This is a genomic window from Vibrio sp. SCSIO 43135 (assembly GCF_023716665.1).
GTDB lineage: Bacteria > Pseudomonadota > Gammaproteobacteria > Enterobacterales > Vibrionaceae > Vibrio > Vibrio paucivorans.
This window is the reverse complement of record NZ_CP071860.1, coordinates 331,083-356,514: the sequence shown is the minus strand read 5'-3', so window position 1 is coordinate 356,514 and position 25,432 is coordinate 331,083. Positions and strand designations below refer to the sequence as shown.

The window sequence follows — 25,432 nt, the reverse complement described above, 5'->3', positions numbered from 1 at the left end:
CATGTAACATTTACAAAACAAATCACTACAATTTGGTAAATAATTAGAATTCAATAGTGAATATTTAGCGTTAGTTAATGAATAGTATTGCAAGAATTAGCGAATACAGATATTCTCTCGCGCACTGATTAGATACGGATATTTAGTGAATAAGTATGCCAAGGAATTTGGCAATCATTTGACTAGTAACATGAGCAAACCCATGCACAATCAGAATCCATCGATTGAACAGCCAACGAAAAAAGGCAACTTTTGGATGTTTTTCATCCCTTCACTTCTTGGCCTGTTCCTTTTCATGGCACCAGTGAGCTATAACGGCGATCTCACTATCCCTGTCGCGGTACTCGCGAAATCGATTCAAGCTATCTTTGGTGACTACCTCGTCGGGACTGTTACCGCCATCATTGCGTTTATGGCGTCAATGTCCCTGCTTTACCGATTCTTTAAGCCTACGTTCATTTCAAACAATGAATTCCTAAACGGCCTTTTCTCGCCATCTCCACTTTGGCTAGCGGTACGTCTAGTTGGTGGCGCAGCGGTAGTAATGACATACTTCCAGTTCGGCCCTGAAGCAATCTGGGAGGAAAACACTGGTGGATTGGTACTAGAAGGTCTGCTTCCAACGCTATTTTCTGTATTTATTTTCGCTGGTTTGCTCCTACCACTGCTGCTTAACTTCGGCTTGCTGGAGCTATTCGGTACGCTACTAAGCAAAATCATGCGTCCGGTGTTCAACCTACCAGGTCGCAGTGCGATTGACTGTATGGCTTCATGGCTTGGCGACGGTAGTGTCGGTATCCTTCTGACCAGCAAACAATATGAGAACAAGTTCTACACTCAACGTGAAGCGGCTGTTGTAGGTACCACGTTCTCAGCGGTTTCTATCACATTCAGCTTGGTCGTTTTGGCTCAAGTTGAATTAGAGCACCTATTCTTACCGTTCTACGGCGCTATCTGTTTGGCCGGTATCGTAGCGGCGGTGATCATTCCACGTATTCCACCGCTAAGCCTTAAGAAAGACACATTTATCGATGGCACAGAGCCAGCAAAAGATGCCGATGCGATCCCTGCGGGCCACAGTTCTTTTTCATGGGGCCTTGAACTTGCTCTAACTAAAGCGGGCCAAGTGAAATCAGCGAAAGGTGTATTTGGAGAAGGCGTTCGTAACGCTATCGACATGGTATTTGGTGTACTTCCTGTTGTTATGGGCTTAGGTACCATTGCGCTGGTGATTGCCGAGTATACTTCTGTATTCAGCATTCTAGGTCAGCCATTTATCCCATTCTTGGAGCTACTCGGTATCCCTGAAGCCGTTCAAGCATCACAAACGATTGTTGTTGGTTTTGCAGATATGTTTATTCCAGCGATCCTTGCTGCTTCAATCGACAACGAAATGACTCGTTTTGTGATTGCAGCAATGTCGGTTACTCAGCTGATTTATATGTCTGAAGTGGGTGCACTGCTTCTTGGCAGCCGAATTCCAGTAAACATTGTGGAGCTGTTCATCATCTTCATTTTGCGTACCTTAATTACCCTCCCGGTGATTGCAGGTGTCGCACACTTAATTTTCTAATTGATAGAAATCGCAAAATACCATTTAAATCCCTCGACCTTGGTCGGGGGATTTTTGTATACAACGCGAAAAAATCCTGACCAGACTGATGCTTAGTCTCTTTGCTGATACAGCTATACAGTGACTTGCAACATATTTCATAAGGAAGTCAGCTATTAATCGATCATTTCATTGGTTAGAATATCGCCTTATACTTAATTACGACTTTAGTTTGAGTCATTGAATCTCCCAAATAGGAATTTCAGTATGAAATGGATTTTTTCAGTATTCCTTTTTCTTAGCTTTTCGATTCACGCCGCCCCGCTTGTTATTCACCACACAGACAGTTCCAAGACAACCTTGTCATTCGAGCAAATCACTCAAGATATTCCAAGTAGCGGGTTTGCCACGCACCTGCCGTGGTATGACGGCGCCAAAAGTTTCACAGGCATGCGCGTCTCTGACCTGATTGCTCATTTAGGTGTAAAAGACATAGGCGCTGTTTCTTTCGTGGCGTTGAATGATTACGCTGCCACGACCACCATTGCCGACATTCAAAAATATGAGCCAATCGTAGCGTATTTGATGGAAGGCAAGCGGATGAAAGTCAGAGACAAGGGGCCATATTGGTTGGTGTTCAACACCGACGGCTATCCAGAAACCAACAATGAAGTGTTTTACACCCAGATGGTTTGGCAAATCGACGAGATTATTCTTCACCCCAAGAAGTAATGAGGTGTTAACCCAAAGTTATGCATAGCTTTTTATCTAAGTCGAAGACGTTACTTATATTGCTGACCGTTGCTCTCATCCTCGCGAATGTCTATATCGTGACCGCGACACGAGATTTGGCGAAGTCCTACTCGGCTCAGCAAAACCAAGCGACTTGGTTCTTATTCCAATTAACCAAAGAGTTTTCGGAGTTAGTTGCCATTGGGCCGTATATGCTGGAAAACCCAGCCAATCAATCGAAAGTTTGGCTGAAGTACGAACTCACATGGAGCCGATTCGATCTACTGTTAAACAGCCGTGAATCCGACACATTCATGTCCCTTGAAGGTGCACGCCCATTTTTCAAAGAAATATTTATCGATTACCAAAACATGGAGCCCATACTGGAACAGGTCAACGATCAAAAATCTCTGCTGACTCTCACTGATGGCCTAGATAAGATTTATTACGATATGATCGGCTACGTGAATCAAAACTTCCGATTAAAAAGTCCACTTTACCAACAACAAATGGCTTTGGCACAAGAGCTTAGCTACATTCAATACCTACTGATGTTTTTGCTATTTTGCTGCGCCGCACTGGTCACTTACATACTCCACCAAGAGTCTCTTCACCATAAAAAGCTTGCCTTCACCGATACATTAACGGGGATTAAAAACCGTTTCTCCTTGTTTGAAGCCCTTGAAAAGCAGCATAAATTCGCCGAGTTTACGGTTGTATTGCTCGATTTAAATGGCTTTAAAGAGATCAATGATACTTATGGTCACCTAGCGGGTGACGAAGCACTGGCGCAAACCGCATGGCGACTCAATACATTTATCCCACTCAGTAATTACCATGTTTATCGCATGGGTGGCGATGAGTTCACACTGGTGCTCGAATCGACTAGCTTGGAAGATGTTGCTCAGTTTAACGAGCTTATCTTGGCGTGTTTTAATGAGAAACTAATTTTAAAATCAGGGGAAAGTGTCCAGCTCGGTGCAAGCCTAGGCTTTAGCCGCTACCCAATTGATTCAACGGATATTAACCACTTATTGTCGATTGCCGATAAGAATATGTATAAGATGAAGTTTGAGAAAGAAGATGGCTAACGAGTAGCCATCTTTCTATTTGTTTGGTAGCTAAGCCCTAGTAACTAAAATCCACTACAGCTTGCTGTCCGTTGACTAATGTCACTTCCGAGAACTTATCACCGGTCGAGTTTGCCGTAGGTGCCATTGGAATAATGATTTCTGGATTGTACTCAATCGCATCATCGCCATCCCCATCGCAAGCAAAGGCAACCATATAATCGCCCGCAGTTAGGAAACCAAACTGATAGGTACCGTTGTCCGCGACTTCGACTGATGCGACTGGCGCAATACTACCGTCAGGTATGGCAGGCTCTCCAGTAAAGGTTTCATCATCGGGGTCAACCAAATCAATCAGTAAGCCGCTGTCTAAACCACCACCCGAGTACAAATACACCATGCTACTGCTGTCTAGCGAACATGCATCGCCTTCATCAAACAAATTGGTGTCTACTGTACCAGAGAGCGATACCGCTTCACTGTTATCAACAATAGTCACACCGTGAGGTTTTAAAATGTAGCCGTTGTTATTCCCTTGGTTCCCTCTCATAACCAAGGACATCCTCAATACAAACTCGATGGTGAACGCTTGGACACTCTCGGTACCGACTTCAAACTCACCCAGCTTAAGCTTATTGCTTGGCTGCTTTAAGTTCTGTTGGCCATTGTTGTCTACCACATAGCTGACGCCCGATTCGTCACTAATATGAAGAATCAGATTTTCATAGCTACCGACAGGCACTACTTGGTTGGAGACAATGAGTAGAGAGTCCGTCCCTTGGTAGTCCAACAAATCTACTTGCACGTAATCGTTCGCACCGCTATCCACATCAAGAAAGATAGATTCTTCATCAGACACAACTAATTCAACTTGATCAAAAGCGATCACCACCTCTTGAGCACTGTCGACCGGAGCATCAGAGACAGAAAACGAGATAGACGCCGACCCACTTGAGCCGCCACTGTCATCCCCACCACAGGAGACCATTAGCAATGAAAGTGCAAATGCACCCAACCCTTTTACAATACGCATAGCCATTTCTCCCCTACCGAGCGTACCCAACCTAAATTATGGCTAAAGGTATTTACTCAGAGCGAAGAATGACAAATATGTCCCAACGAAAGATAGAAAAGTGCTAATGATGTTTTCATCATTAGCACTCAAAGCTGAAACTATGACAGTGCGATGAGTTCGCCTCGGCTTACGCAATATCCGTCGGTATCAAATCGACTCAGTAAGCTACCATTTTTGACCAACTCCAACTGCCTCACATCGGCAAACTGCCAAGTTTTCCACTGATAGCACATCTTATTTTCTTCTACCCACCAGTACCCCTCATCCTCATCGTTAGGTCTATCGGACATACCGTACATACGGCCATCAGCTTGGAAAGTGATTCTATAAGGGATGTTAAAACAATCACTTGTCAGCAATTGATGACTATTTAGAACCTCTCTGATCTGCGTACCGTTTAAATGCTCTCCTTCAGAGTTTTCTATTCGCTCTAAAGGGAGTATTTGCTTAGCGAGTTGAGACAATTGTCTTACGCCTTCCCGGATATTTACTTCTTCAATTGAATTGAAACTCAGGCGAAAGCCGTTGTTGCAGGCGTTGGTAAAGTAATACTGCTCGCCAGGGTTGATTAATATCCCCTGCTTCTCCGCCAATATTGCCAGCTTATTGGCATCAAACCCTTGAGTGTAGTTAATCCAAAACGCTGTGCCCGCTAATGACGGCACAACCCCAGACTGAGGGAAGTAATAGTTCAACGCCTTTTCCATGGTCAACCATTTACTGCGCAGGCTTTTCAGCAACTTCTGAATGAGAGCGTCGTAATAACCAAGGCTTAAGAACAGCGCTAAAGTTTGGCAGTTATTCTGAGGCGGATAGCTATGACTTTTACGCTGTAACTCTTTCGCACGTTTAATGAACGGTGCAGCCGCCACCACAAAGCCAATCCGAAGTCCTGGGGCAATCGTAGAAGAAAAGCTCGATAAATAGATGATTCGCTCAGTAGTGAACTCGCCTTTTAACGCGGGTATATCTTGGTCGATGAAGTTAACCTCATGCTCATAATCATCTTCAACGACCAAGAAATCATTGGTTTTCGCCGATTCAATAAGTTGTTCACGCCTTTCGGTTGGCATCCTCACCGACGTTGGAAATTGATTACTTGGCGTTGTGTAGACGATGTCGCATTTCGCAAGTTCATCGTTCACCACCAATCCTTTATCATCCACAGCCAGTGGAATCACATTAGATTGTTTGGCACTGAGTTGAGTGTATGCCTCTGGGTAACCTGGGTTTTCGATACCAACATTGGTTTGCTTGGAGGTGAGCGTTCGACTGATAAGATACAAGCTTTGCTGCGTTCCCAGAGTCACCAAGATCTCATCCGCTTGAACAAAAATACCTCGTCGAGGCAATACACGCGTTCGAATCTGCTCTATGAGATCATCGTAATCATTGTTCGAGGACGTCCACTGCTTGCTGTTGGCTTTATTTGACGACTGAATACTGCATTTTCGCCATTCGTTAACGGGAAAGACCGACTCATCAACCATCCCATGTACAAAGCGGTACGGGTAGTCCTGAAGCTCTCTGGTTGGCTGAGCATGTTCGTCTGCTTCAGTGACTAAGTATTGCTGCCAATCGAGCTCATTGGTTGCCGAGGCCGTCACCCTAGCTGAATGCAACACTAGTTCAGGGTTGACATAATAACCTTTGCGCTCCTTTGACACAAAAAAACCTTCTTCATTAAGCTGCTCATATACTCTAAGTACTGTATTTCGAGACACCTTTAGACTCATCGCGAGTTTGCGTGAAGAAGTAACTGGTGTATCACGATCCACAAAGCCATTCATAATCGCCTGCGTAATAGCTGTCTTAATCTGATCTTGAAGTGAAAGCTGATGATTCGGATCGACGTGGATGTACTTCTCTAGCATACGGCCTCGATGCTTAATGATGATTTAAACAGTATTGGTAAACGAAGTGTTAAATTCCGAGAGCAGAGTCTCAAAGGTGAGATGTTGTACGGTTAGCGGCCGTTTGACCGCTAACTTTTTGAACTGAGTAGAATTAATTAATTAGACTGGTTAATTCTTCCTCAACTATCACTAAACCTCGTTCAATCAATGTGTTCTCAATCGTCAAAGCGGGTAAAAAACGAATCACGTTACCTTTAACGCCGCAGGACAACAGAATGAGTCCGCGCTTCGCACTGGCTTGAACTAGCTGCTTAGTTTGCTCAACCAAGGGTTCACCCGTCTGTGGATCATTGAGCTCCATTGCTATCATTGCGCCTACTTGGCGTACATCACCAATAGCAGCAATCCGACCCTGCATTTCATTTAGGTGTCGTTTAAACTCTGCCCCTACTTCATTTGCCTGATGACAAAGCGATTCTTGCTCAATAATGTCCAATACTTGAAGTGCAGCAACACAAGCGAGAGGAGAGCCTGCGTATGTACCCCCTAGACCACCTGGGTTTGCAGCGTCCATGATGTCCGCTCGACCGACCACAGCAGAGATAGGGAATCCACCAGCAATACCTTTCGCCATGGTTGTGATATCTGGCACCATATCTAGGTGTTCAGATGCAAACATCGCTCCTGTGCGAGCAAAGCCCGTTTGTATTTCGTCACAAATCAATACGATACCGTGTTTATCACAGATTTCTCGTACCGCCTGTGCCCACTGAGCTGGAGCTGGGTAAAAACCGCCTTCACCTTGTATAGGCTCGAAGATGATGGCGGCTACCCGGTTAGGTTCTATGTCGCAGCTAAACAAATCATTCAGAGCGTTTAGGCTGCTTTCAATCGAGACACCGTGATACTCGTTGGGAAACGGCGCGTGATAAATTTCATTGGGAAACGGTCCAAAGCCCGCTTTGTACGGGGCAACTTTACCTGTTAAACCCATACACATATTGGTTCGGCCATGAAACCCTCCTTTAAATGCAATCACACCACTGCGCCCAGTATGAGCACGCGCCACTTTAATTGCATTTTCAACGGCTTCTGCGCCGGTAGTCAGGAATATCGCTTTCTTATCAAACTCACCTGGCGCCTTATCCACCAGCTTTTCCGCCAATTCTACAAAGCTTGGGTATGGCGTCACCATGGCACATGTATGACTGAATTTGTCTAACTGAGCTTTCACGGCCTCGATGATTTTCGGGTGGCTATGGCCCGTATTGGTCACTGCAATACCAGAGGCAAAGTCGATGTATTCATTCCCTTCCACATCGAAAACCAAAGCATTGCTTGCCGACTCAGCATAGATAGGAGCAAGATTCCCCATCCCTTTCGCAATTACTTTGTCTTTGCGGCTCTGCCAATTCAAGTTTGTCATTTTATTCCCTCACTATGCTCACATGCCGCCTAGGCAGATGTATTTGGTGTTCATGTACTCTTCAATCCCTTGTTTCGCACCTTCGCGACCAAAGCCCGATTGCTTAACGCCTCCAAATGGCGCAACCTCAGTAGAGATGATGCCTTCATTTAGCCCCACCATGCCGTATTCCAACTGCTCAGCAATACGGAACGCTCGATTGATATTTTGGGTGTAGAAATAGCTTGCTAAGCCGTAAATGGTATCGTTGGCTTGCTCAATCAGGTCTTGTTCATCTTTGAAACGAATGATCGGCGCTACTGGGCCAAAAATTTCTTGCTGAACAATCGACATCTGCTTAGTTACGCCGGTTAACACCGTTGGTTGCACAAAATTCCCGGGTAAACTTTCACCGCCAAAACGAATGGTTGCCCCTTGCTCAACCGCAGTAGAGACCATTTTCATTACGCTGCCTTTTGCTTTCTGGTCAATAACTGGCCCCACCACAATGCCAGGCTCCAGCCCATTACCTATGGTCAGCTTGCTGACCGCGGCAACAAACTTATCGACGAAGGAATCGTAGATGTCATCTTGTACGTAGAAGCGGTTCGCACATACACAGGTTTGCCCGGCATTACGAAATTTTGATGCCACAGCGCCTGTAACTGCGGCTTCAACATCCGCATCGTCAAAAACAATGAATGGTGCGTTACCACCGAGTTCCATAGAGGTTCTCTTAACGGTATCCGCTGTCTGCTTTATTAGAGCGCGTCCCACTTCTGTTGAGCCCGTAAAAGACAGCTTCTTGATGTCTTCATGGTTACAGAAAATTTCTCCGACCATGACTGAAGAATGGCTGTTGATGACAATCAACAAATCTTCTGGCAACCCTGCTTGATAGGCTAATTCTGCAACGGCATACGCGCTCAATGGGGTCTGATTAGCTGGTTTAACTAAGCAACTACACCCAGCAGCCAAAGCTGGTGCGGCTTTTCGTGTCAACATGGCAATAGGAAAATTCCACGGAGTAATGGACGCCGTCACACCCACTGGTTGTTTAATGGTCATCAAGCGCTTATTGCCAGCAGGCGTTGGAATTGTGTCACCATAGGTTCGTTTACCTTCTTCAGCGAACCATTGCACAAAACCCGCCCCATACGTCACTTCGCCCTTGGCTTCAGCAAGCGGCTTACCCTGCTCAACAGTCATTATGTAAGCAAGATCATCGGCATTTTCGATCATAAGGTCGTACCAACGCTTTAATACCGCACTGCGCTCTGCCGCTGTTTTTTGCTGCCAAAGTACCTGAGCTGCTTTCGATTTAGCGATTCGCTCATAGATATCTGCACTTGATAAAGAAGGGACATAACCAATGATCTTTTCATTCACTGGGTTATAGACAGCAATCGCGTTGTCGCTTTCTTCACACATGAAGCTCAACAACGATTTGTTAACAACTTGTTCCATTTACCTTCACTCCAATCTAGAAGATGTTGAGTTAAGCATATGACAGAGTGAGCGTCAGCATTAGAACCAGATTGCTAGTAACGATGGTACCAAGCAAATTTTCACTGGTACCATCTGAAGTCCCTATCTGGTTCTAACGCCAAAAATCCTCTCCACCTATATTGAGTAATGAAACATTTATGCAACATCTCGGATGCATAAACACAAAACACAAAAAGGACGAGGACAACGATATGTCTACTACGAAAGGAAGAAAACTGCTTAGTGGTCTACTAGCTGCTGCCATTGGTGTTTCATCACTTGCTGCTTCTGCTCTATCTTACGCTGCTGAGTACAACTGGCGCTTTGCAAACTTGTATGGCCGAGGAACGGCTTACGGCGAAGTGTATGAAAACCTAGCGAAAAATATCGAAGTAATGTCGAACGGACGTATCGAAGTCCAAGTACTATATTCTGGAGAGGGCGTTGGCACGAGTGGCATCCTTTCTGCTGTTAAATCTGGCCTAGTCACTATGGGAGCTCCCTTCCAATCAATGCACGCCGGTGAACTTCCTGCAGGTGTGGTAGAGATTGGTTTACCTGGCGGTACTGCTGATGTGGGTGAACTTTCAACACTATTCCACGAGCAAGGCTGGTCGGAGATTTTAACTGAAGCGTACGGCTCTCAAGGCATGACATGGCTATCACCTTACATCCAACCACCGGTGTACATCATCACTAAGAAAGAAATCAAATCGATTGAAGACTTCAAAGGCCTGAAAATCCGTGCTCCAGGTGCTTACGGTAAGTTCCTACGTAACTTGGGTGCTTCCCCAGTATCATTGGCTTGGAGCGAAATCTACACTTCTCTAGCCACTGGTGTTATCGATGGTTCAATTGGTTCAAACATGATTGACCACAGAGACGGTAACCACGTGGAAGTGGCTAAGTACATGTACCGTTTACCACTTGCAGGAGCTCAGGTTCTTCCGATTGTCGTGAACACTAAGCAATTTAATAAGCTGCCAGAAGATCTACAAGCCATTGTAAGAGCAGCAACGACGGTGCACTCACAAGAGCAAATGACCAAGTCTATCCTATGGGAATCTCAAGCCGTTGCTCAAATGGAAGAGAAAGGTCTGAAGTGGAGTCCGGAACCGAGCACAGCAGATATCGAAGCATGGCGTAATGCCGGTAAGTCACTGGCGAAAGAGTACTCTAATCAAGACAAATACTCGAAGCAGCTTGTTGAACAGCTAGAAAAGTTATAAATCGTCCCAACCTAGGTGAGCCTCGTGCTCACCTTTTCTTTTTCAAGCAGGATGGAGAGCAGGATGCTAGAAAAACTATTAGTCCAATATTGCAAAAGTGTACGGTTCGTCGTGTGGGCCATTGGCCGGAGCGTTTCGTTCCTAATGCCAGTGCTGGCGTTTATCGTAGCCTACGAAGTGTTTGCGCGTTATTTTCTCGATGCACCAACAATTTGGGCTTACGACACATCACTGTTCCTATTCGGCTATATCTCTGCTCTGGGTGGTGCGTATGCCCAACAAAAGAAATCGCACATCAATGTCGACATCCTGTACCTACACGTCTCGATCACGGTTCGTCGAATTTTCAGCATTATCACGATACTGCTGGCCGTCGCGTTCCTTGTCGTGATGACTAAAGTCAGTTTTGAAAAATTCCTTGAAACTGTGGAGTACGGTTACAAGCTTCAATCTGAATGGGCGCCAAACGTTCACCACTTTTGGTTCATGATTTGTGTGGCGGGTGTCTTATTCATCGCCGAATACACAGCCCAATTGATTTGCCACGTATTCTGGCTGCTCTCCAAGCGAGACCTGATGCCAGGTATTTATGAAGAACAAGTCCATACAGCGCAACAACAACCGGACAACGCTGAAACGAAAAAAGCCAATCAAAAGGAAGTGATTGAAGTGCCAGTAGGAGGCCAACATGGGAATTGAGTTACTAACACTGGTCCTTCTAGGCTGTATTCTGGTCACGTTCGCGCTAGGCGCTCAGGTTGGGCTTGCACTGGCTGGGATTGCAATGGGCGTAGGCTATCTGTCGTGGGGAGATACGCTATTTAACATCATTCCGACCACCATTGAGTCGACCTTCTTCAGCTTCATCTTGCTGGCTATCCCTCTATACATTTATATGGGCCAGCTTCTTACTCGCTCAGGAATTGGGGATGCGATGTTTAATGCTAGCCAACTGATTATTGGGCGAGTACGTGGCTCATTGGCTATCAGCGTGATCGGCGTGTGTTCGATGATTGGAGCCATGGTTGGCATCATCGGGGCAGGCATCATGACTTCAAGCAGTATTGCTCTCAAACCCATGCTAGACCGGGGTTACGACAAGCGTCTCGCACTGGGTGTCATCATGGCCGGTGGCTCGCTAGGGATTCTTATTCCACCAAGTATTCCAATGATCATGTTTGCATCCGCCACGCAAAATTCGGTTGGCCGAATGTTCTTAGGCGCCATGGGCCCTGCATTGATCACCATTATTTTGCTGATCACCTATGTAGTGATTACCTGCAAAATGAACCCGACCAAAGCGCCTCTAGACGCAGAGAATGATATTCAAGTACCGAAAGGCCTTGAAATGTTTAAAACCATTCGCGATGGAGCGTCTTCTTTAGTCCTCATTGTTGCGGTATTAGGCAGCATCATTATGGGTATCGCTACCCCTACCGAATCTGGCGCGATAGGAGTTGTCGGCGCGATCATCCTTTCAATCTTATTTAAGCGCTTTAAGCCACAAATGATGCACAAAGCCGGCGTACAAACGGCACTGTTAGTGAGCGTGGCGATGTGGATTATTCTAGGCGCCTCCATTTTCAGCAACTTCCACTTGCTGATGGGCGTGCAGAACATGGTGGCGAGTTTCGCTACCAGTATCGATCTGCCACCAATTATGATCATACTGATGTTCCAAGTCATCATGCTGTTACTGGGCTTTATCATCGACGAGTTCATTATTGTGTTGATGTGTGCCCCTATTTTCACTCCGGTTGCGGTGATGCTCGGCTATGACCCTATCTGGTTCGGTGTCTTGATGATCCTTAACATCGTTATCGCCGTCCAAACACCACCTTATGGTTTCGCTCTTTTCTACCTCAAAGGCATTGCGCCTAAAGGTATTACAATGATGGACATCTACCGTTCCATCACCCCTTTTGTTTTAGTCCAAGTCAGCGTTCTGATCCTCTGTATGTGTTTCCCAGAAATCGTACTTTGGTTACCTAATAAAATGATGAATTAACTTTGGTTTATATACACCCCACATCTAGCAATAGGTGTGGTCGGCTTGTTGCACCCTGAAAGTTAGCCAACCTAGCCTAACTGCCGTATCAGGACCTTACAAAATGGAGAATAAAAGGATGAAGTTTCCTATCACCGTTCCATTCCTGTTGAGTGGATTCATGGTACACGCAACATCGGCAGAGACTATCTTGGCAGATGATTTCAACTCAGGCTTGTCACAGTGGCAGACTAGTGGGGACGCGTCTACTAACAGCAGTTATGTTATAGATGGCCTTTCAGCCTACCTGAAAGTGACAGGGAGTATCACTAAGCAAATTGATACTGCTCATTACTCAAACCTAGAAGTCAGCTATTCGATGGCTGCGCGGCTACTAGAAGATCCTGACTACTGTCACGCGGAATACTCGCTTGATGGTGGCACGTTTACTAACCTATCTACCTTAGGCAATGGCCAAGATAACGGTTCTTTTTACTTTAATAGCCAGTCATTACCTAATGCTACAACCCTTACGCTCCGATTTCGTGCAGCAACAGGCACTGCTGACCACTGCTACGTAGAAGATGTTGCCGTGACAGGCGATGCTAGCTCGGTTAACCCTGAACCGCAAATCTCTGTCAACGAGACAGTTCAGTTTGGCAGTGTCACTGTAAATGAAACCGTGCAGCAGAACCTCACAGTAAGCAACTCAGGCGCGGCACTACTTAACATTGGTAGTATTTCCTCTCCAAGCAGCAACTTCAGCTTATCAAATGATAGTTGTACTGGTAGCAGTTTAAATGCCGGCGAAACGTGTCAGATGTCAGTGACCTTTTCTCCGGTGTCTGTCGGCAGCTACTCTAGCTTACTCACCATATCCAGTAACGATCCAAACAACGCAAATACTGATGTCTCTTTGCTCGGATACGGCAGCGCCGATTCTGGCGATGGATACGTTGAAAATTATCAACCGTTGAATGGCAGTGGTAATGTCACACGTACTGAACTTACCCATGCCCAGCTAAACAGTAACAACCCGATTACCCAGTTGGTATCGACTCAAGCGTTCAGTCTGCCTGCTGACGCCGCTCAGCCAAGCCACCAATTTGAAGGGAGTTTAAAACTCACTTCCCCAGCTACTGCGGGTATCGGTCAGTTTACCGAACATAAAGACACCTACCGCTATACTTCGAATGCCGATGACCCTCGTAAGCACATTCCAGAATTCAACTTTGAATTTGTACAAAGTGGCACCCACCTCATCCCAGTACAACGTGGGATTCAACTGGGGGCTCATCCATACTGGGAATACATCTTAGAGCCAGGCCGAGTGTGGAAGGAAACAGGCGACAACGGCGATTCCCGTGCTGCGTTCCCATTCTCTATTATGCAGAAAAATTCCAACTGTGTTCATAACGGCTTAATGACATTCACGTTTAATGATCAATCAGTCAGTCAGGTGGCTTACCAAATAGCCTCTGAAACTTGTCTTTACTACCAATTTGATATGTGGGGAAGTACCGATGCTGAATATACGCCAAAATCCATTGCCAATAGCTTATCGATCAAGCAGGCCCACCAGACGTACGAATCCAGTAAGATCGAGATGCGCCCAATCAGCCAACTAGCCGCTGATTACCCAACGTTGAATATCGACACCAATAATTTTGGCCACGCAAGCGAAGTGACGCCAGAGTATATGTCGGTATTCGGTGTGTTCTTCGAAGGCATCCATTACACCGGTGGATGTGAAACCCGACAAGGCATGCACCCCTACTGTGATCGCTTACGTGTTCCTTCGTACTCAACTGCTAAAACGACTCTTGCTGGCACCGCCTCAATGCGCCTAGAAACACTGTACCCTGGCTATATGGAAAGTCGATTAACCGACTTGATTCCTGAAGCGGCCGCTGATCCTGAAGGGGACTGGGTAGACGTTACACCAAACAATGCGATTGATATGGCAACCGGTAATTACCGCCTGTCATCAGGTTACTTGAGCGATGAATACTCTACCGCCAATGACACTGGCTTCTTCTTAGTGCTCGATCACCAAGGCAAATTGGATTACTCAGTCAGCCGTTACCCGAGAAAAGCACAGCCAGGTACGTTCTTTAACTACCACACGACCGATACCTACATCGCGACTGTCGCGGCGCAAAACTTCATAAAAGGAGAACGTGGCAATCAAGTTGATATCTTCGACAACATCATTGTTGACGATATCTGGACACCACTGAACGTTGACGAAGGGACCAAAGATACTCGTAGAACTTACGACTCAGAGGGCATGCCTTTTGGTGGTTACGGGCTAACTTATCTTCGTGACGACATCGTAAAACTAGTGAAATTCACCTCGATTGATCAAGGTGTAATCAATGGCCAAGCTATGCTTGACCCAGCAGAGTTGCGCATCGCAATGTTCCAAGACCCAAACACTCCTCCGTTGGACGTGCGCAGCGACAGCAAGTACTACAGCAATAGTGTATGGGCGAAGCTCAAAACCGTTGCTGGGAATTGTGAGATTTACGCGCCGTACATGTCTGGCTATGGCGGTATCCAATTTGTTATGTTGCCAAATGACGTCATCTACTACTACGTCAGTGACAACAATGAATTTGTGTGGGACAAAGCGCTAGAAGAAGCCAATAAGCTGGCTCCTTATTGCCCTTAGTTTCAAAACGATACGAGTACAAAAAAGCCCAACCGATAGTTGGGCTTTTTTATTTATTGTCAATGTACTAGCGGTAAATAGATTTTGTAGACTGGCGAACAATCAAGTCTATCGGCGGCAGTCTCGCTTCATGGCGCTCGCCAGTCAGTAGGTTCAAAATCGAGTGCGCACATACCGCACCAATCTCTTCGATCGGTTGCCTTAGCGTGGTGAGCGCTGGGGTAAAATAGTACGAGGTTGGCAGATCATCGAAACCAATCACCGAGACATCTTCAGGTACGCGATAACCTCGATCGGTTAGTGCTTTAATTGCGCCATAAGCAGTTTGATCATTCGCGGCGAATAATGCCGAGAAATGCACCTTCGATTCCAATAGTTCAATGGTTTTCTCGTAGCCAAGTTCTGAGCTGAAATCACCTTGTTTCACTAGCTTAGGATTAACTTTAATATCCGATTCCTGCAACGCTTTCTTATAGCCTTCAAAACGATCGCCAGAGTCAGGCTGACTACTCAAACCCTTAATATGTGCAATGTTCACATGACCCAGCTGCAACAAGTGCAGTGTCGCAATGTAACCACCAAGGACATTATCTAGATTGAGTGAGCGTACATTATTACCGACAACATCGTACCCAACAGTCACCATAGGTATAGTTTCGGCGGTTTTTAGGATTAAGTCTTCTTGAAGGTTGCCTGTCACGACGATGATGCCATCGACATTGCTTTTCACTAGGTACTCAAGAGCATGCACTTCCAGCTTACTTTGCCAATGCCCCGTTGCAATCACAAGTGAGTAACCCTGAGAGATCAGCACCTTCTCCATATCATTCAAGATACGGCTGGTATAAGGGCTGTCTGGGTGTTGGATCAGTACACCAATGGTCATAGAACGACGATTAGTATTCTGTTGCATTTGAAAGTTGGGCTTGTAACCCAGTTCGTTGATCGCCTGTTCTATATTCTGACTTTTCTCGTCGGAGACATAGGTCGTGCGATTTAAAAAGCGAGATACTGTACTAGGCGATACGCCAGCGAGTCGGGCGACATCATAAACCGTGGGTGCTTTTTTCTTTTTGGCCATAGTCAGTATCTTGCTTGCAGTTTAATTGATAGAAATGTAAGAGCCTGTCCCTGTTTGGTCAAACACCTTAATCTGCGAGTGAGATCTCAGTGAGAAACCAAGCGTTCACTTGGTTTCTCTTTAACCACTTTGGGTTTAATACTCGCTTTAACACCACTAAATGGATCTGTTCCCATATAGATAGGCAAAGATCATCCCTGGCCTAAAGTAACGTCCTGCGGTGTACTTAAGCCCAGTACTGAGCAGCCATTTATGCAGAGTAGAGTGACGATCTTTCGCTAACTTGTCACCGATTAACAGTGTAAATTGATCCAATGACTGGCTGAGGTCTGGGTTAACCCTACCATCAGACAACAGGCAATCAGAACGGGTTAACCAATCAATTAGTTCCCTCGATTGTTGCTCATCGCAGTTCAAGACTTTCGCCATCTCATCAGCCGTCACTGCCACAGAGCAATTAAAGCCTTCCGGAGCCGCAAAAGGTATTTTGGCATAGTGATACAAGGCGGTGTACACCGTGTCCATCAACTCTTCGGCTTGCTGTTTTTTACCGGCTAGCCTTAATGCTGTCGCGACACTAAACTGAACCCCAATCCACACATCTTGCGCTTGGAACGCATTATGAGGTGCGCCATTAGCCAAAGTCATGTTAGCCACACCCAGTTTAGGGCTGTTGATCTGAAAGTTGTGTTTGTACACATAATCCAACGCGCGACTGATTCGCTGGTGATCGAATAGCCCCTCTAACCCAACAAGTTGCAAGTAGCTATCGGCTAGCAAGGCGTCGCCAAAGCTGTTGTCCGAGTCGAGCAGCAATGCTTGATATTCATCGGTAAAGACCTGTGGGGCCAATTCCAACATTTGCTGTTTTTTAAACAGACGCTGCTCAAGTTTGCTTTGCTGACTATCCAAATCGCACTCGTCTAGATACGCATTGAGTGTATTTTTATCTTGGATAGCATCGCCACACAGCTCAATCCCAATCGATTTTAGTGCCTCTAATCCCTTACCGGTCAAATGCTTGGTTTGAACTGGAGTGACAAAGAAGTGGTAATAGCCTTGGCGCTCATCCCATAACCCGCTTTCTAACGTTGTCAGTGCAGCATCAGAGCGCTGGCGGTATTCCAGTGCAAGCTCTGGTTGTTCCAATAAAACGGCTAACTCAGCTGCTGCTTTCAACCCTGCAGCCCACAAGCTGGCACAGTAAATTGAAATGCCGTGGGAAGATAAGTTATCAAAAGTATCATCCGTACCACGAGTATGAGGTAGCGTGTCCCCTTCTTCAATCAGAGAAGATAAAAACTCGATGCTCTCTTGGATAGCCGGCCAGCATGCAGCGACTAAAGAGAGGTTACCGCTGTGTTGGTAATGGCGATAAACCATTAAAATGTACTTCGGTGCTAAGTCTTTCCACTCTTTGACGTTGTGCCAGCTGTATGCATCGGGCTGGATGTCATACGGGCTGCCTAAATCGTGAATCACAGCACCACGCACTGCACGCACACCTTCATACTTACTATCCACAAGCTCCGCATAAGGCTTATCTTCATATTCCCAATAGCGTCGTTTGGTTGCATCGCTGGCAAGAATCGCATCGGCGAATGCTTGCATCACACAGCCGTCAAGCTCTGGTAGTAAATACAACAAAGAAAACGACCCGTAGAAGTACACATCTAACGAGTTAAAGAATGGGTAATCGACACACTCTTTCACCAAAAATTTGTCCTGCTTATCCCACACGGTTGATTCAGCCAAGAAAGACAAGGTATTCATTGCCATAGTGGCAAACCGTTGCGCTCGTTCAGAATCTTGAATCTGTTGTTGTGTTTGTAGCAAGAATGCATTTTGCTGCTCAACAATTTGCGCCTCGATTGCATCGAGTTGAGGCAATAGGAAGGCTAAGATCTGCTGAGCACGAGATGGCTGCTCAAAAAACTGCGTGTAGGCTTTGTCAGACTGCCAACCATTAAGCAGAATTTTGCTGTGATCCATGACTTGAGCAAAACGCAATTCAACACTCTCATTTGGCTGCAGTTCAACCTGAACGGTGACCAGAGACGACAAACCTTCGCGACCACTGTAAATGCCGTGGTCGAAATGATTGTTGGTGCGCCCAGTACTCAAAGCAGCGACCACTTGCTGATCGACTTTACTGCTGTACAGTGACGATTTCACCGATACGGTTACTTTGCCGCTCTCAAGCTGGCTGTTATTGGCTTGAACGCCGTATACCACTTCCCCTTCTATATCCGAAGCGTAAGGAGAGTCACTCGCCAGCGTCACTCCGCTGAAACTGGATTCTTCCCCGGTAATTTGAAGCGGGTTATGGCTTTGTGCAATTGGGTTTTGAGTCAAAGTGCACGCCGAGTCTTGGATACCATCGCGTCCCTTTCGGTAAGTAGAACCTAACAGGTTGTTGAACGGCTGAACTAAGGTGACGACTTTGACCTGTGAACTATTATTGGTCAGCTCAAAATGATTCCAGTGAGCAGGTAACGAACATAAACGTTTGTCATCTTTCACTACCGGCGACACGACTTTACGCTCGACCGTAACCCCAGAAAACTCTGAGTAACGATAATGAGCCATTGGGTACAATGCCTGATACGTTACGTCGTCACTCGATATAGATTCAACAGCAGCACGACTATCAGCAGTCAAAGACTGGCTTCGCACCGAAGTATTAACAAGTAGACCATTGAAAAAATCCAATGCGACTAAAATTTGCGTCTCAATTGCGCGTGGATTTTGTACAATGTGGCGCTTAGTTTTATCATTAAATTCGATATTCCAACGTTCAAATGAGTCTTTATTATCTAAATAAAACTGTCCACTTTCCAATGCAGATTTAATATCTAATAGTGCTAATTCATCTGAAGATAAATTGATACCACCTTGACCAAACTTAGCAGGATAGTAATTTATAAAACTTGTTAAGTGACTTAATGAATATATTTCAAGATTATTCAAACTCGGGACATCCATCACCGAAAGATAATAGTCATTGAAATGAATATCTTGATCCTGACAATCGATAAAGATACCAGGAATGAAGCTAAAGTTAGGTGTGTCACCCTTAGCAGTTAGCGTGAACGTATTGCCAATACCACCTACCGCCATTCCTGTATTTTCAGGCGTCGTTGAAATCGGCGTATACCATGGTTGAATAAACTCTACTGCATCCCCTTTGCGGCACAATTCACTAGCTAGCCCTGAATAACTTGTATATGGAATTTTATTCTTCATATTTAAAATCCAATATTGAATATTTTATTTTGCTTGTTAATATCATCATCAAATGGAGATATTACAATGTTCAAAATCAAGAAAGATAATTTTAATAATTTAAGCGCTGTCAAAATATTAAATCCAAACCTTGGTATAGAAGTTCAAATAATCGAAGAGTTTGGGGCTATTGTTAATAAATACATTGTTAATCATAGTCCATTCTCCTTTATTTCTGGTTACCAAAACTGTGATGATTTAATGCATCAACACCCTTTTTTCTCTCGTAGTGCCAAGCTCTTCCCCTTCCCTAACCGGCTCAACCTAGGCCACTATCAGTACAATCAGCAAAGCTATCAGCTTCCAGCGAACTTCCCTTGGTCCGCTCATGCTGTTCACGGGCTCGTTTACAATCAGCCATTTAAATTGATTGACTCACAAGCGAGTGAGCAGCACGCTGAAATCACCCTTCGCTTTAGCACGCAGGATCTCGACCAATCGTCACTGCACTCAGGCTACCCATTTGGATTTCAGCTTGATATTCAGTACCGAGTAGAGGCATCAGGGCAATTAAGTTGCTCTACGCACATCACCAACCTTGGTGACGATACAATGCCTATGGGCGATGCTTGGCACCCTTATTTCACCCTTGGTTGCCCCCTCGATAACTGCACGCTTCATATGCCAGATTGTCTTGAACTGGAACATCAACACGATCTCCCTACAGGGCAAAAAACCGCTTACGATGCGTTCTCTCCCCCGTCATCACTTGAAGGCCAGTGTTTTAATCACTGCTTCGAGTTTGGGTCGAACCAATCTGTTGAACTGACGTTACAGCGACAAGACGGTTTAGCTCAACTCACCTTCCAGCAAGGTTCTGGCTACCGGTTTGTTCAGCTCTACACACCAGACTCGGAACCTTCAATCGCCATTGAACCAATGACTTGCCCTGCCGATGCTTTTAACAATCGAATCGGACTCATAGAGCTATTACCTAATCAAACTATTTCGCTCGCTTGGCAGTGCCACGCTCGCTATTCGAATCCAAGTGAATAAGAGAAAACGCACTACGTGAGAAAGGGCGCACTCTGAACCTCAGAATGCGCCCTAATTATTAACCTAGTACCACTTCAATACGATGTTCACCGGAAGTAAAGACAGGTGCTTTGTTCCCATCTATTGCCTCACCATTTACTCGCATTTCTACCACACCCTTGCTCACCCCATTCGGGTTGCTGACGTGAATATGATACGTCGCTCCGCGGAATTGGCGGCGAACCTTAAACTCAGGCCAACTGCGCGGAATACATGGGTCAATAAGCAATCCATCGATTTCAGGGCGAACACCAAGAATCCACTGAGTACCGGCCACGTATGTCCAAGAAGACGTACCAGACAGCCATGCGTTTCGGCCTAAACCAAACTGCTGGTGTTCATCACCCAGAATGTTTTGTGGGTAGCAGTAAGGTTCTGATTCAAAGGTATCAATATCGTCATTTTTCGATGCTGGATTGATTTGACGGTAGTACTCATAAGCACGGTCACCATTACCCATTTTTGCTTCCGCAATCATCACCCAAGGATTTGAGTGCAGGAAGATGCCGCCGTTCTCTTTCGCACCAGGAGGATATGTCGATACACCGCCTAACTGAGGATCGAAACCGTTATAGCCGGGTGTAGATAACTTAATACCGTTCGCGGTGTTGAGCTTGCTATACACAGACTCTAGCGCTTGTGTAGCACGCTCTTTAGTAGCAAATCCAGAGATCACAGGCCAGCTCTGACCATTGGTGTAGATTTGCCCTTGTTCGTTGGTATGAGAACCAATAGGGGCACCCGTTTCATCGAAGTAACGAATAAACCACTCGCCATCCCAACCACATTCATTAACGGTGCTTTGCATCTGCTCATATTGAGCTTGGAACTGTTTCGCAAGCGATGACTCACCGCGAAGTTCACACAAATCGAGCATATCCAATAGAGCTTTGCCGTACATGTTGGCTACCATCATCGACTCTGCGCCGGTAGGCAGGTTAACGGTATCATTCCAGTCAGCAAACCCTAGCAACGGCAATCCATGTTGACCTGTATTGCTGTAAGTAAACTCAATCGCACGGCATAAGTGATCCCACACCGTGCCTGATTCGACTGGATTGCCTTGCTTATCCTTCTGGTAATATGGGATTTCTTTGTTTAGGAAGTCTCCATTACCCGTCTCTTTCACGTACTGTGTGACAGCGTAAATGATCCATAAGTGGTCATCACCGTAGTAGTCTGGGCGGTCTTCTTCTTCACGTGAGTCACCCGCATTCGCTTCCATTGTTGAAGGGAAGAACTGGTGCATGGCCGAACCATTGGTATTTTGTACCGACAACAAGCGCTCGATGAATTCGCGTGCTTCTTCTGGCATGTGAGTAATCACACCCAGAGTATCTTGTGACGAATCACGGAAACCAATGCCGCGAGCCCCATAGCCCAGTTGGTATAGAGATAAGTAACGTGACCAGTTTTTAGTGGTATGACACTGACGAGGATTGTGGATGTTCAGCATGGAATTCATCGCTGGATCCGGCGTCTCAACTTGAACCGTATCTAGGTAGCTATCCCAGTGTTCAGTCAGCTCCGCAAACGCTGCGTCCACCACAGAATGGTCGCGATATTTCGCTAACATGTCTTTAGCGGCGTCTAAACTTTCCATTTGGGTCAACTGCACGACAGTACGTTCTGTTTGCTGCGGTGCTAACCAACCAAGACGTAGATTCAAAGCGCCGATGTTGTCACCACGTAAGCACTCACTATTACCTAATTCGTTGTTGTTTAATGCTTCTGGCGCAGCCCAGCTGCCGTAACCTAGGTTACCAATGAACTTCTGTCGGTCACCATCAAATGAGGTCGCAGGGCGGTCTGCCGTCATTAGGTTTACAGCGTAATCGCGCTTCATAAACGCATACTGCTCTAACACAGTGTGACCAGTTTGTTGCTGGTGCGCCTTGAGGGTCATCGTTTGTGGTACCCAGTCCGCATTCAGCAGTTGTTTAAGCGCGGCGAAGTGAGTGAACTCGAACACAGGTACAACATCCACATGCAGCTCGTTGCCAGAAATGTTGGTCACTTTAATGTCTTGCAGTAACACTTCGTCATTCTTTGGAATAAAGAACGTACTCTCACAACGCACACCAAATGCTTCCGCCATAATGGTGGTGTAAGACAAACCCGTGTGGTTTTCAAACTTATCTAGAGGTTTGAGTGTTGGGGTATAGAACGGAGAGAACACTTGTGTATTCCCTTCGCTATCACGTACCTTCAGGTACAAAGTCGACCCTTTAAAGTCAGAGTTTGGCAGCTGGGCAATATATTTGGTGATGCGATTGAGTGCTGGGTCCCCCTTACATAGCAGCACTCCACCATTACTATCGACCAAGCCGCCAAAATTGAGCGTGCCAACATAGTTACACCATTTGATGGGTGTACATGGTGTTGTTGCCACGTATTCTTTGTTTTTATCGTCAAAATATCCGAATTTCATCGTCACTATCCCTAGCCTCCCCCCATAGGGGAGAAGCTGAATTATTCTAGAATGAGGTTTGCCTGAGTTGGTTTTTACTTGGGCAGATTTAGCTCGCGAGTGAGTTTTCGCTCAGAGCATCAAACAAGTGAATAGCATCAAGATCTAAGTAGAGCGTCAGTGCATCAACATCGACTTCTGCCGCTTGAGTCTCAACCATCAAAGATTGGCCAGCGATTTCTGTTTTCAACAGGATGCTCGCGCCAAGTAGCTCTTTATCTTTGATTTTCACAGGGAAAGGCAGCACTCTGTCATGATCCACTTGCTCCGCTCGCAGGTGAATATCCGTCGGGCGAACACCGAAATGCAGGGCGAGGTTCTTCGACGCGTGCGCTTTGAATCGTTCTGGTAACGGAATTTGAACATCACCAAGCTCTACGAAGAATTCACCTTCTTTTTCAATCAGTTGAGCATCGAGCATATTCATTGAAGGGTTACCAATGAACTGTGCAACGAATTTGTTTGCTGGACGTTGGAATACTTCCGTAGGTGTACCGACTTGAGCCACGTAGCCATCTTTCAAAATAACGATGCGATCGGCCAACGTCATTGCTTCGATTTGGTCGTGCGTGACGTAGATAGTGGTGGTTTTCAGCTCACGGTGAAGCTGTTTGATCTCTTCGCGCATCACACCACGTAGTTTGGCATCCAAGTTAGACAAAGGCTCATCAAACAGGAACACTTTAGGTGTACGAACCATCGCACGCCCCATGGCGACACGTTGGCGCTGACCGCCAGACAACTCTTTAGGTTTACGATCCAGTAGCGGCTCAAGCTCTAGCATCTTGGCGGCTTTTCGCACTTCTACATCAATTTCCGGCTTAGGCATTCCTTTCAGCTTTAGAGCAAAAGCAATGTTTTCGTACACAGTCATGTGCGGGTACAACGCGTAGCTTTGGAAAACCATCGCAAGGTCGCGATCTTTCGCATCGATCTTATTCATCAGCTTATCGCCAACGAAAATGTCGCCCGAAGTAATGCTTTCAAGGCCAGCTAGCATGCGCAATGTGGTCGATTTACCACAGCCAGAAGGCCCAAGGAAAACCACAAACTCGCCATCGTTCACAGTGAAATCGAAATGCTTCACTACGTCTACATCACCGAATGATTTCTTGATGTTTTTGAATTCAACTTTAGCCATTATTTGTTCTCCTCAGCGCGCTCTAGCAGCATGTTTTGGTAAGCGATAGCGCTCTGTTTTAATGTTCTCTTTTGAGTTTGGTAATCGACATGCACCATGCCGAATCTTTGGCAGTAACCGAATGCCCATTCGAAGTTATCCATCAAACTCCAAGCAAAGTAACCATCGACTTTAACGCCAGCTTTAATCGCGTTGTCCACTGCCTCTAAATGGCCTTGGAAGTAGCGAACTCTTTGCTCATCATTAACTTCACCGTTAATGCAGTAGTCATCACCAGCTGCACCATTCTCAGTGATGTAAATTGGTGGCAGGTTGTCGTAACGTGTGTTTAAGCGCACCAGCAAATCCGTTAAACCTTGTGGGTAGATTTCCCAACCGATATAGGTGTGCTCTGACTCTGTTTGTTTAACCGTTTCGATGTCGCCATTTTCATTAAAACGAGCAACGCTGCGGGTGTAATAGTTGATGCCAATGTAATCCACTGGTGCCGAGATAATGTCTAAATCGCCTTCTAAGATCATTGGCATCTTAGTCGATTGACGCTCAATCACTGCTTGTGGGTATTCGCCCTTGAGTACAGGGTCGATAAACCAATGGAAGTTTTCAGCTTCGCAGTAATCTGCTGCCGCTTGGTCTTTATCTGTCAATGGGTAAGCAGGCGTCGCGTTGAACACCACACCATGTTTCGCGTTCGGTGCGTTTTTGCGTAGAACTGGCATCGCCAAGCCATGACCAAGCATCAGGTGATGTGACGCTAAAAAGCCCTCTCGCTCGCCATTAATCCCCGGCGCATGTTCGCCCCAACGGTAGCCAAGGAACGCTGAAACGAACGGTTCGTTTAACGTCGTATAGACATCAATTTTGTCGCCAAAGTAGCGGCTAACAACCTCTGCATACTCGGCAAATTTGTACGATGTTTCACGGTTTAACCAGCCACCTTTATCTTCAAGGTACTGAGGCAAGTCCCAGTGATACAAAGTCACATACACTTTCATACCACGAGCATGGCATTCATCGATGATTTGCTCATAGAAATCCAGCCCTTGCTGATTAACCACACCGTCTTGTGGCAAGATTCGTGGCCACGCGATGGATAGTCGATATGCGTCCACGCCCAAGCTGTGGATCATTTCGATGTCTTGTTTCCACAGGTGGTAGTGATCACACGCCACATCACCGTGGTCGCCATTATCTACTTTGCCTGGAGTACGACAAAACGTATCCCAGATTGAAGGCGTACGACCGCCCTCTTCGACGCCACCTTCGATTTGATAAGACGAGGTTGCGACACCGAATACAAATTCCTTACTGCGTAACTGAGAATCACTTGGAAGTTGATATTTGTTCATTGT

General features: G+C 45.9%; 17 protein-coding genes. 8 read left to right on the top strand and 9 right to left on the bottom strand.

Annotated features, from left to right (window positions below):
• The first annotated feature begins 202 nt into the window (after positions 1 to 202).
• From J4N42_RS16005 to J4N42_RS15995, 3 genes are all read left to right on the top strand, one after another.
• The gene (locus J4N42_RS16005) at positions 203 to 1,573 is read left to right on the top strand and encodes a YjiH family protein (RefSeq protein ID WP_252033393.1); all 1,371 of its coding nucleotides are present in this window, start codon (positions 203 to 205) and stop codon (positions 1,571 to 1,573) included.
• A 246-nt stretch (positions 1,574 to 1,819) separates the two neighbouring features.
• Complete coding sequence (locus J4N42_RS16000) at positions 1,820 to 2,284, top strand: putative pterin-binding protein (protein ID WP_252033391.1); 465 nt, start codon at positions 1,820 to 1,822, stop codon at positions 2,282 to 2,284.
• Positions 2,285 to 2,304: 20 nt separating this feature from the next.
• Entirely contained in the window at positions 2,305 to 3,375 is a 1,071-nt protein-coding gene (locus tag J4N42_RS15995; RefSeq protein WP_252033389.1) for a GGDEF domain-containing protein, read from the top strand.
• A 37-nt stretch (positions 3,376 to 3,412) separates the two neighbouring features.
• On the opposite strand, the gene J4N42_RS15990 is transcribed toward J4N42_RS15995, so the two are convergent.
• The 4 genes from J4N42_RS15990 to J4N42_RS15975 form a co-directional block, all read right to left on the bottom strand.
• A complete protein-coding gene (locus tag J4N42_RS15990; protein ID WP_252033387.1) occupies positions 3,413 to 4,387 on the bottom strand; it encodes a DUF4382 domain-containing protein in 975 nt (324 codons plus the stop codon).
• 140 nt (positions 4,388 to 4,527) lie between these two features.
• Positions 4,528 to 6,303, bottom strand: coding sequence for a MocR-like pyridoxine biosynthesis transcription factor PdxR (gene pdxR, locus J4N42_RS15985; protein ID WP_252033385.1), 1,776 nt, complete (start codon positions 6,301 to 6,303; stop codon positions 4,528 to 4,530).
• 133 nt (positions 6,304 to 6,436) lie between these two features.
• Positions 6,437 to 7,711, bottom strand: a complete 1,275-nt coding sequence (gabT, locus tag J4N42_RS15980) for a 4-aminobutyrate--2-oxoglutarate transaminase (RefSeq protein WP_252033383.1) — start codon at positions 7,709 to 7,711, stop codon at positions 6,437 to 6,439.
• A gap of 18 nt (positions 7,712 to 7,729) precedes the next feature.
• Complete coding sequence (locus tag J4N42_RS15975) at positions 7,730 to 9,157, bottom strand: NAD-dependent succinate-semialdehyde dehydrogenase (protein WP_252033381.1); 1,428 nt, start codon at positions 9,155 to 9,157, stop codon at positions 7,730 to 7,732.
• A 233-nt stretch (positions 9,158 to 9,390) separates the two neighbouring features.
• Here J4N42_RS15975 and J4N42_RS15970 point away from each other — a divergent pair, with 233 nt between their 5' ends.
• The 4 genes from J4N42_RS15970 (at position 9,391) to J4N42_RS15955 (ending at position 15,068) form a co-directional block, all read left to right on the top strand.
• Positions 9,391 to 10,407: a TRAP transporter substrate-binding protein gene (locus J4N42_RS15970; protein ID WP_252033380.1), complete on the top strand. Its 1,017-nt coding sequence runs from the start codon at positions 9,391 to 9,393 to the stop codon at positions 10,405 to 10,407.
• Positions 10,408 to 10,470: 63 nt separating this feature from the next.
• Positions 10,471 to 11,106, top strand: coding sequence for a TRAP transporter small permease subunit (locus tag J4N42_RS15965; protein ID WP_252033378.1), 636 nt, complete (start codon positions 10,471 to 10,473; stop codon positions 11,104 to 11,106).
• On the top strand, positions 11,096 to 12,415 hold the full coding sequence (locus tag J4N42_RS15960) for a TRAP transporter large permease (RefSeq protein ID WP_252033376.1): 1,320 nt from the start codon (positions 11,096 to 11,098) through the stop codon (positions 12,413 to 12,415). The genes J4N42_RS15965 and J4N42_RS15960 overlap by 11 nt, the downstream gene beginning before the upstream one ends.
• Positions 12,416 to 12,533: 118 nt before the next feature.
• Complete coding sequence (locus J4N42_RS15955) at positions 12,534 to 15,068, top strand: choice-of-anchor D domain-containing protein (RefSeq protein ID WP_252033374.1); 2,535 nt, start codon at positions 12,534 to 12,536, stop codon at positions 15,066 to 15,068.
• 67 nt (positions 15,069 to 15,135) lie between these two features.
• On the opposite strand, the gene J4N42_RS15950 is transcribed toward J4N42_RS15955, so the two are convergent.
• Both J4N42_RS15950 and J4N42_RS15945 read right to left on the bottom strand, forming a co-directional pair.
• Entirely contained in the window at positions 15,136 to 16,149 is a 1,014-nt protein-coding gene (locus J4N42_RS15950; RefSeq protein WP_252033372.1) for a LacI family DNA-binding transcriptional regulator, read from the bottom strand.
• A gap of 156 nt (positions 16,150 to 16,305) precedes the next feature.
• Positions 16,306 to 19,395 carry a GH116 family glycosyl hydrolase gene (locus tag J4N42_RS15945; RefSeq protein WP_252033370.1) on the bottom strand — a complete coding sequence of 1,030 codons (3,090 nt, stop codon included), beginning with the start codon at positions 19,393 to 19,395 and terminating at the stop codon, positions 16,306 to 16,308.
• Positions 19,396 to 19,461: 66 nt separating this feature from the next.
• On the opposite strand from J4N42_RS15945, the gene J4N42_RS15940 reads away from it, so the two are divergent.
• Positions 19,462 to 20,430, top strand: coding sequence for an aldose epimerase family protein (locus J4N42_RS15940; protein WP_252033368.1), 969 nt, complete (start codon positions 19,462 to 19,464; stop codon positions 20,428 to 20,430).
• A 58-nt stretch (positions 20,431 to 20,488) separates the two neighbouring features.
• Here J4N42_RS15940 and J4N42_RS15935 read toward each other — a convergent pair whose 3' ends face one another.
• The 3 genes from J4N42_RS15935 to J4N42_RS15925 all read right to left on the bottom strand — a co-directional run bounded on the left by J4N42_RS15935 (position 20,489) and on the right by J4N42_RS15925 (position 25,429).
• The gene (locus J4N42_RS15935) at positions 20,489 to 22,900 is read right to left on the bottom strand and encodes a glycoside hydrolase family 94 protein (RefSeq protein ID WP_252033344.1); all 2,412 of its coding nucleotides are present in this window, start codon (positions 22,898 to 22,900) and stop codon (positions 20,489 to 20,491) included.
• An 88-nt stretch (positions 22,901 to 22,988) separates the two neighbouring features.
• The gene (locus J4N42_RS15930) at positions 22,989 to 24,080 is read right to left on the bottom strand and encodes an ABC transporter ATP-binding protein (RefSeq protein WP_252033343.1); all 1,092 of its coding nucleotides are present in this window, start codon (positions 24,078 to 24,080) and stop codon (positions 22,989 to 22,991) included.
• A complete protein-coding gene (locus tag J4N42_RS15925) occupies positions 24,080 to 25,429 on the bottom strand; it encodes a GH1 family beta-glucosidase (RefSeq protein WP_252033341.1) in 1,350 nt (449 codons plus the stop codon). The genes J4N42_RS15930 and J4N42_RS15925 overlap by 1 nt, the downstream gene beginning before the upstream one ends.
• Between the last annotated feature and the right edge of the window lie 3 nt (positions 25,430 to 25,432).

Coding starts and splice junctions, on each gene's coding strand:
- J4N42_RS15925 (WP_252033341.1), bottom strand. CDS start 25,429: ATGAACAAATATCAACTTCCAAGTGATTCTCAGTTACGCAGTAAGGAA.
- J4N42_RS15945 (WP_252033370.1), bottom strand. CDS start 19,395: ATGAAGAATAAAATTCCATATACAAGTTATTCAGGGCTAGCTAGTGAA.
- J4N42_RS15955 (WP_252033374.1), top strand. CDS start 12,534: ATGAAGTTTCCTATCACCGTTCCATTCCTGTTGAGTGGATTCATGGTA.
- J4N42_RS15990 (WP_252033387.1), bottom strand. CDS start 4,387: ATGCGTATTGTAAAAGGGTTGGGTGCATTTGCACTTTCATTGCTAATG.
- J4N42_RS15995 (WP_252033389.1), top strand. CDS start 2,305: ATGCATAGCTTTTTATCTAAGTCGAAGACGTTACTTATATTGCTGACC.
- J4N42_RS15965 (WP_252033378.1), top strand. CDS start 10,471: ATGCTAGAAAAACTATTAGTCCAATATTGCAAAAGTGTACGGTTCGTC.
- gabT (WP_252033383.1), bottom strand. CDS start 7,711: ATGACAAACTTGAATTGGCAGAGCCGCAAAGACAAAGTAATTGCGAAA.
- J4N42_RS15935 (WP_252033344.1), bottom strand. CDS start 22,900: ATGAAATTCGGATATTTTGACGATAAAAACAAAGAATACGTGGCAACA.
- J4N42_RS16000 (WP_252033391.1), top strand. CDS start 1,820: ATGAAATGGATTTTTTCAGTATTCCTTTTTCTTAGCTTTTCGATTCAC.
- J4N42_RS16005 (WP_252033393.1), top strand. CDS start 203: ATGCACAATCAGAATCCATCGATTGAACAGCCAACGAAAAAAGGCAAC.
- pdxR (WP_252033385.1), bottom strand. CDS start 6,303: ATGCTAGAGAAGTACATCCACGTCGATCCGAATCATCAGCTTTCACTT.
- J4N42_RS15960 (WP_252033376.1), top strand. CDS start 11,096: ATGGGAATTGAGTTACTAACACTGGTCCTTCTAGGCTGTATTCTGGTC.
- J4N42_RS15975 (WP_252033381.1), bottom strand. CDS start 9,157: ATGGAACAAGTTGTTAACAAATCGTTGTTGAGCTTCATGTGTGAAGAA.
- J4N42_RS15950 (WP_252033372.1), bottom strand. CDS start 16,149: ATGGCCAAAAAGAAAAAAGCACCCACGGTTTATGATGTCGCCCGACTC.
- J4N42_RS15930 (WP_252033343.1), bottom strand. CDS start 24,080: ATGGCTAAAGTTGAATTCAAAAACATCAAGAAATCATTCGGTGATGTA.
- J4N42_RS15970 (WP_252033380.1), top strand. CDS start 9,391: ATGTCTACTACGAAAGGAAGAAAACTGCTTAGTGGTCTACTAGCTGCT.
- J4N42_RS15940 (WP_252033368.1), top strand. CDS start 19,462: ATGTTCAAAATCAAGAAAGATAATTTTAATAATTTAAGCGCTGTCAAA.